The sequence below is a fragment of the Pseudomonas graminis genome (assembly GCF_900111735.1).
Taxonomy (GTDB): Bacteria; Pseudomonadota; Gammaproteobacteria; order Pseudomonadales; family Pseudomonadaceae; genus Aquipseudomonas; species Aquipseudomonas graminis.
Genome location: NZ_FOHW01000036.1, coordinates 45,878 through 53,246, shown reverse-complemented (window position 1 = coordinate 53,246; position 7,369 = coordinate 45,878). Strand labels below are relative to the sequence as shown.

The following is a 7,369-nucleotide window of genomic DNA, read 5'->3' as shown; positions in this document are numbered from 1 at the left end:
TGTTAAAGAGCGGGTGGCTAAGATCTTTCGTCTCAACCGAGGCGCGCATTCTACAGCGTCTCTTGTCTCTGTCAAGCGGTTATTTTAAGAAGTTTTCAAAGTTTCCTTATCAACTTCAACCACTTGCGCTTCGTTCGACTTAACGTCTCACGTCAGCGGGAGGCGAATTCTACAGCGTTACAACCTGCTGTCAACTGCCTTTTTCACCGCTGTCGATTCAAGCATCTGAACCGAAGCATTCCTCGCTGCTTACTTCGTCCAACTCTTTGATTACCAAGGAGTTTTCCGTTTCGTCTGCGCCGGAAGTGGGGCGAATTATAGACAGATCCAGAGGGGCGTCAAGCACTTATTTCAACTTACCTGCCAATCACTGGTATTTGGCGCCTTTGCTGCTTAACACACGTCTATTCGTGGGTTCTTATACGGAACGCGAGCCTCGCACCCCTGCCCCGTGCGGATCCGAGTAGCAGGCGGCAGCGAAGCCATCGGCGTGATACACGATGTCACTGGCATTTGTCTCACTATTGAGCGATGTTTAGCCCATGCGCCTTAACATGGTGCCCCGGCTCCACACGGACGTGAAGGTCGGCGGCAGCATGCGAATTCTGGATAGTCACTGACCGCAACGTGCCGGTCGGGTAAGGATATGAATGAAGTACTTTTTGATGGCACTGGCAGCATTGGCTGTCGCTGGTTGCGCGGCAACGTCGAAACCGGTGATGGGGAAACGCGGGATTCATATCAACTGCTCGGGGCTATCGTCCTCATGGGAGCAGTGCTACGACATGGCGACCAACTCCTGCGTCTCCAAGCAATACCGGGTGATCGCGAAATCCGGTGACGGCGCAGAAGACACCGGAGGCTACCCGCTCGGTCTCAATCCGGCCGGCTATACCAGCCGCAGCATGATCATCGTTTGCAAAAAGCCGACTAACCCCTAGTCGGCTACCGGCATACCAGTATCGTGAGCCCGCGGGCTTCAAAGGCCTCTATATAGATAGATAGTCAAAGGCTTCTATATAGACAGATGACACCAGGCGCACTGCCCGCACTTGATGCCACCGCCTGCGCAGCGGTGGCAGTGACATCACACGGCTTGGGTACGGCCGTTCAGCCACACCAACGCGGCGCCCTCCACTAATGGAGTGAGGCGCTGTCTGACCTGAGCGTGGTACTCGTTGAGCCATTCACGCTCCTCTTGCGTCAGCAAACTGATCTCCAGGCAGCGCGTGTCTATCGGACACAACGTGAGGGTCTCGAACTTGAGAAACTCGCCGAACTCGGTCTTGCCCGCTTGCTGATTGATCACCAGGTTTTCAATACGCACACCCCACTGCCCCGGCCGATACGTGCCGGGCTCGATCGACGTGATCATCCCTGGCTGCATCGCGGTTTGCGGCGTGGCGGCGGCCTGATAGGCAATCACCTGCGGGCCTTCGTGTACGTTCAGGAAATAACCGACACCGTGACCGGTGCCGTGGCCGTAGTTGACGCCCTCGGCCCAGATCGGCGCGCGCGCAATTGAGTCAAGCAATGGCGAAAGAATGCCCCGGGGAAAGTGCGCCCGGGACAGCGCGATGACGCCTTTCAACACGCGCGTGCAGTCGCGCTTCTGCTCGGCCGTCGGAGTGCCGACGGGCACCATGCGGGTGATATCGGTCGTGCCGCCCAGGTATTGGCCGCCGGAATCGATCAGCAACAGGCCGTCACCTTCGATTTGCGCGTGCTCTTCTTCGGTGGCGCGGTAGTGAGGCATGGCGCCGTTGCCGTTGAAGCCGGCGATGGTGGCGAAACTCTGGGACACGTAGCCCGGTCGACGCGCCCGCGCTTCGCTGAGTTTCTCGTCGATGGTCAGTTCGCTGACGGACTCTTTGCCAAGCGCAGAATCCAGCCAGGCGAAGAACTCGCACAGCGCCGCGCCATCCTGTTCCATCGCCTGACGGATATGCCGGGTGTCGGCGGCGCTTTTCTGTGATTTGAACAGCGTCGTCGGGTTGAGCCCCTCGATGAGCGTGACTTCACTGTCGAGATAATCCAGCAGGCCGCAGGTGACCCGCGCCGGATCGACCAGCAGTCGCGCATCCTTGGGCACGTTGCGCAGCGCGGTGCCGATGCGCGTGTATTCATGCAGGGTGATGCCGTCCTGCTCAAGGGTGCTGCGCAGTGCAGCGTCGACCTTCTCTGACGCGACAAACAGGTTGATGCTGTTTGGGCCGATCAGGGCGAAGGAGATGAACACCGGGTTGTAGGACACATCGGCGCCGCGCAGGTTAAACAGCCAGGCGATGTCGTCCAGCGTGGCGAGGAAATGCCAGTCCGCGCCGCGCTCGGCCATCATAGTGCGCAGTCGAGTGAGTTTGTCGCCGCGGGTTTCGGAGGCGTGGGGTGCCGTGTGCTCATAAATAGCCTGAGCTGGCAAAGCAGGTCGGTCGTTCCACAGCTCCGTTAAGGGGTCGAGGTCAGTGCGGAGCCGAGCACCTTTTTCGTACAGATTGGCAGCCAGCGTACGCGAAGACGCCACGGCCAATACCGCGCCATCCACCGCGACGACGGAATCCGTCCTGGCTTGCTCGGCGAGCCATTCAAGTGGGCCGGTCTGACCCGGCTGCAACTTGACCAGCTCGATGCCGCTGCCTGCCAGTTCCTTGCTCGCCTGCTCCCAATAACGGCTGTCGGCCCACAGCCCAGCGAAATCCCGGGTGATGATCAAAGTGCCGACTGAGCCGTGGAAGCCCGACAACCACTGCCGCCCCTGCCAGTAACCCGGCAGATATTCAGAAAGATGAGGGTCGGCCGACGGCACAAGCCACGCGTCGATGCCTTCACGGCTCATTAGGGCGCGCGCCTGCGCAAGGCGTTGCGTCGCCACTCCAGTGGTTTTCGACTGCGTATTCATTGCATCTCCTGGTGACCCGAATTGTTTGCATCGCAGACCCGGATAATGGAGCAGCGATCAAGGCTGAGCAACCGCAGCGCCGCCCCCATCTCGGAGATGCAATGCCGCGCCCGGGCAATTGCATCGCACACTGATGAAATCTTCAGGCCTATCACGCACTCACCCACGTTGTTTTTATATATAACCGGACACAGTTTTCTCCATAAAACTGCAACAGTGGCGTGAACCCTTGATTGCGCAATTCAAACTCATCTGATTAGTTAGCCCGGCGCATAATTACGGTTGAATGACGCATTCAATAATCGAGCGCCATAAAACCGTTACCCGCCGTCCGCGTCCAACTTCTGACGTTGGAAAAACGTCTTCCACGCCTTTTTTGGTCATGAAAGAAGCGGCCTTCACAAGCGCCTAAAAAGCGTCGCACACCTGAATAGGACGGTGATGGTTTCTTGACTACTAATAAAATCAATGACTTAGCGATGCCGAGTACAGGGTTATCAAAAAATTAACAGAATGATGGCGAAATAATTTGACAGAAACTCCGCCTCCGCCGATATATAGGCATGTCCAATGTTTTCCCGTTTTTGCAGCGCGACCCAAGAGTCGTGCGCCGAGAGCATTCCGACTTAATTAATCTGCCAGTGCCCATAAAGTTGACGATTCAAACGGTGTGAAATCAGCGCCGGTGGGCAGTTTTTGGTTCAAAGAAAGCTTTTTCGAATTACTGAATGTGCTCGGTGGGGCGGTAGCTTTGCCCAACGCTTTAGTCAGCCGCCGCTGAATGAAGCCACCGTTTGAATGCACGCCTAATTAGTACAACGGCAGGATCTGCAGATTCGGGCGGTAGCGTGCCTGAAACACAATTTACCCCCTTCCCTGCACTCCTCACTCTCTACGAGGGCCTGATGCAATGCCTTTATCTTTCGACATGGATGAGCAGCTGGTTCAGCGACTGGCTGACGAAATCGATACCAACGGCTTTGCAAAACTGAACGCGGCCGTGCCTGACACGGACCTGCAGCAGTTGCGGGCCTGGACCGACGAGCAGGCGCAGAAACACCAGGGCGAATACTTTGCCTACCACGGTGAAGCGGCACTGAGCGAAAGCCTGCTGGCGAGCTACTGGTCCGACCCGCGATTCAAGACGCTGCTGGGTCGCCTCTATAAGCATGCCGCCCGCCGCGACGCCGCCAGTGACCGAATCTTCCCGGTGCTGCGCTGCGTGCAGGGCAATCAGGGGAAGCGCGAGTCCAACAGCTTTCATTACGACGCCAGCCTGGTGACCGCGCTGATACCGGTGTTCATTCCCAGTGAAGGCGAAGGACGTGGCGACCTGATGCTGTTTCCGAACATCCGCCGGGTTCGCTCATGGGTGTTGTTCAACGTGATCGAGAAAGCACTGCTGCAGAACAAGATCACCCGCGGCTGGATCATCAAAGGCATGCAACGCAACTGGCTCAAGCCGTATGTGCTGCGCCTGGAGCCAGGCAGCGTTTATTTCTTCTGGGGCTATCGCAGCCTGCACGCCAACCAGGCCTGTCGGCCAGACGTGAAGCGCGCCACCGCGCTGTTCCACTTTGGCGACCCCCATGCAGGCAGCCTGGCCACCCGGTTGATCCTGAAAATCAATCAGGGTCGCGCGCGGCGGATGAGCAACAAGGCGGGCAACCAGCCGCCGGCATCCACTCCCAACTGATTTCGCTCGAACCTGGCGTTGACGGCCCGGCGCTAACGCGTCACTGCCCAGAAAGCCTTTTAAAAGCCTTGCATCTGAAATGGAGAATTCGATGATCAACGTCACCAAGACTTACCTGGGCGATATCGACAAGTTCAAGGGCTACGTCGAGGGCATTTACGCCCGCGGCTGGCTGACCAACCACGGCCCGCTGGTGTGCGAGCTCGAACAGCGTTTGAAAGACTACCTGGGCGTCAAGCACGTCATCCTCACCAACAACGGCACCCTCGCCCTGCAAGTCGCCTACCGCGCGCTGGGCCTGAGCGGCAGCGCAGTGACCACCCCGTTCAGCTTCGTGGCCACCAGCAGTTCGCTGCAGTGGGAAGGCATTCGCCCGATCTTCGCCGACATCGACGCGCAGACCTGGAACATTTCGCCCGAGCACATCGAGAGCCGCATCGTCTCCGACACCACCGCGATTGTCGGCACTCACGTGTTCGGTAACCCGTGCGCCGTTGAACGCATCGAAGAAATCGCACGTCGGCGCAATCTGAAAGTCGTGTACGACGGCGCCCATGCCTTTGCCGTGCGTCACGCCGGCCAGTCGGTGCTCAACTGGGGTGACATCAGCACCCTGAGTTTCCACGCCACCAAGCTGTTTCACACCATCGAAGGCGGCGCGATCATCACCAACGATGACGAAACGGCGCGCCGGGCTAACCTGCTGTGCAACTTTGGCATCGTTGATGTCGACAAGATCGACGGCATCGGCATCAATGCCAAGCTCAACGAATTCTCCGCCGCGATGGGCCTGTGCATTCTCGACGACATCGAGAACATTCTTCAGCAACGCGCTGAAATCGCTGACCGCTACACCACCCGCCTGGGCGATTACGTCGACCTGCAGCGGCCGGAAAGCAACAGCCAGCTCAACCACAGCTATTACCCGATTGCCCTGCGCGACGAACAACAACTGCTGCGTTTGCGTTCCGGGCTGAACACCAACGGGATCAACCCGCGCCGCTACTTCTACCCGTCCCTGGACACCCTTGAGTACTTGCAGCCGCAAGCCGCGCAAACCGCTTCGCGTTCACTGAGCGAGCGCGTGCTGTGCCTGCCGATTTATCCGGGCCTGCTGCGCGACGATCAGGACCGGGTCATCAACACGGTGATCGCCGAAACCAGCACCGCCCACTCGCCGTACCGTGTGCCGTCGCTCGCGCAGGTCATGTAACGCCACCGCACCATTCATCTGCTTCGCCGGAAGGACTTTCGATGTCAACCAAGCGCTCAGTCATACGCAACACTGCGTTGAGCTATGCAGGCCAGGCCTACACGCTGCTCGTGGGGATCCTGATCATGCCGTTCTACCTCGGCCACATGGGCGCCGAGGCATACGGGCTGATCGGGTTCTTCTCGGTGCTGCAAGCCTGGCTGCAATTGCTGGACGCCGGGTTGTCGCCGAGCCTGGTCAGGGCGGTGGCGCATCGTCAGGGCAGCGATGGACTGGATCGCTACACCGGTCGCCTGCTGCGTTCATTCGAGATCATCTTCCTGCCGCTGGCGGGTTTCTGCTGCGTGGCGATGTACTTTGGCAGCGAATGGATTGCCGTGCACTGGCTCAATGCCCAGGAGCTGTCGACCGAGACGCTGGTGCAGTGCATCGGCCTGATGGGCATCGTCATCGCCCTGAGGTTGTTTTCGACGCTCTATAAAAGCGGGATTCAAGGCCTTGAACAGCACGCATGGCTGAACATTGCCAACGTGATCATCGCCACGCTGCGCTACTTCGGTGGCCTGCTGCTGGTGAGCACAATCTCCAACGACCCTGTGCACTTCTTCGAATTCCAGGCGCTGGTGGGCTTGATCGAAGCGTTGATCTTCGCCGCGCGTGCCTATCAGCAGATGCCGACACCGTCGCCGCTGACCGGTTTCGACTGGGATCTGGTCAAGCCGATCATCCCGTTCGCGGCGAGCATGTCCGGCACCGCGGTGCTGTGGATCGTACTGACCCAGATCGACAAAGTGCTGCTCTCCGAACTGCTGCCGCTCAATGAATACGGCTACTTCTCGCTGGTGGCGCTGATCACCACCGGAATCATGATGCTCTCCAACCCGCTGGCGCAGACGTTACTGCCGCGCCTCACCGTGTTGATGGCCGAAGGGCGTCGGGATGACATGCATCAGCTGTATCTGGCGGCCAACCGGTTTGTCTGCACGTTCCTGTTTCCCCTCGCCGCGCTGATCGCGCTGCACGCCGACGAGATGGTGTTTGCCTGGTCGGGCGATCGCCCTGCCGCCGACTGGAGCCGCACGATTCTGCCGTGGTACTCGCTGGGCAGCGCCATCATGGCCGTCAGCGCGTTCCAGTTTTATCTGCAATACGCCTATGGGCGCATGCACCTGCATGTCTGGTACAGCCTTGTTTCGGCGCTGATCACGGTACCGGTGATGTTTTTGGCGATTCGCTGCTATGGCGCTTACGGCGCGGCGATCGCCTGGTTCGTGTTGCGCGTGGTGTCCTTCGCCATCTGGCCGGGCATCGTGCACCAACGCCTGGCGCCGGGCATTCACAGCCAATGGCTGCGCGACATCATCCGCATCAGCGTGATGACCGGCGTGGGCCTGGCGATCACCGAGCCGTTGCTGCGCCTGATCGCCAATGAAAACCGCCTCAGCATCTTCCTGGGTCTGGCCGTCTGCGGCCTGCTCACACTGCTGATTGTGGCCGCCAGCTACAAGCCGCTGGTGATGAAGATTTCCGTTCTGTTCAGCAAACCCAGCGTTTAACTCCGAGT

At 58.9% G+C, this 7,369-nt stretch carries 5 protein-coding genes; 4 read left to right on the top strand and 1 reads right to left on the bottom strand.

The window, feature by feature from the left end; translation table 11 throughout:
- Positions 1 to 650: 650 nt before the first annotated feature.
- Positions 651 to 941, top strand: a complete 291-nt coding sequence (locus tag BMY98_RS21690; RefSeq protein WP_065986263.1) for a hypothetical protein — start codon at positions 651 to 653, stop codon at positions 939 to 941.
- A 146-nt stretch (positions 942 to 1,087) separates the two neighbouring features.
- Here BMY98_RS21690 and BMY98_RS21685 read toward each other — a convergent pair whose 3' ends face one another.
- Entirely contained in the window at positions 1,088 to 2,896 is a 1,809-nt protein-coding gene (locus BMY98_RS21685; RefSeq protein ID WP_074892438.1) for an aminopeptidase P family protein, read from the bottom strand.
- Positions 2,897 to 3,806: 910 nt separating this feature from the next.
- On the opposite strand from BMY98_RS21685, the gene BMY98_RS21680 reads away from it, so the two are divergent.
- From BMY98_RS21680 to BMY98_RS21670, 3 genes are all read left to right on the top strand, one after another.
- On the top strand, positions 3,807 to 4,592 hold the full coding sequence (locus BMY98_RS21680) for a hypothetical protein (RefSeq protein ID WP_083398859.1): 786 nt from the start codon (positions 3,807 to 3,809) through the stop codon (positions 4,590 to 4,592).
- 91 nt (positions 4,593 to 4,683) lie between these two features.
- Complete coding sequence (locus BMY98_RS21675; RefSeq protein WP_074892436.1) at positions 4,684 to 5,805, top strand: DegT/DnrJ/EryC1/StrS family aminotransferase; 1,122 nt, start codon at positions 4,684 to 4,686, stop codon at positions 5,803 to 5,805.
- A 41-nt stretch (positions 5,806 to 5,846) separates the two neighbouring features.
- Positions 5,847 to 7,361 carry a lipopolysaccharide biosynthesis protein gene (locus BMY98_RS21670; RefSeq protein ID WP_074892435.1) on the top strand — a complete coding sequence of 505 codons (1,515 nt, stop codon included), beginning with the start codon at positions 5,847 to 5,849 and terminating at the stop codon, positions 7,359 to 7,361.
- Positions 7,362 to 7,369: the final 8 nt, after the last annotated feature.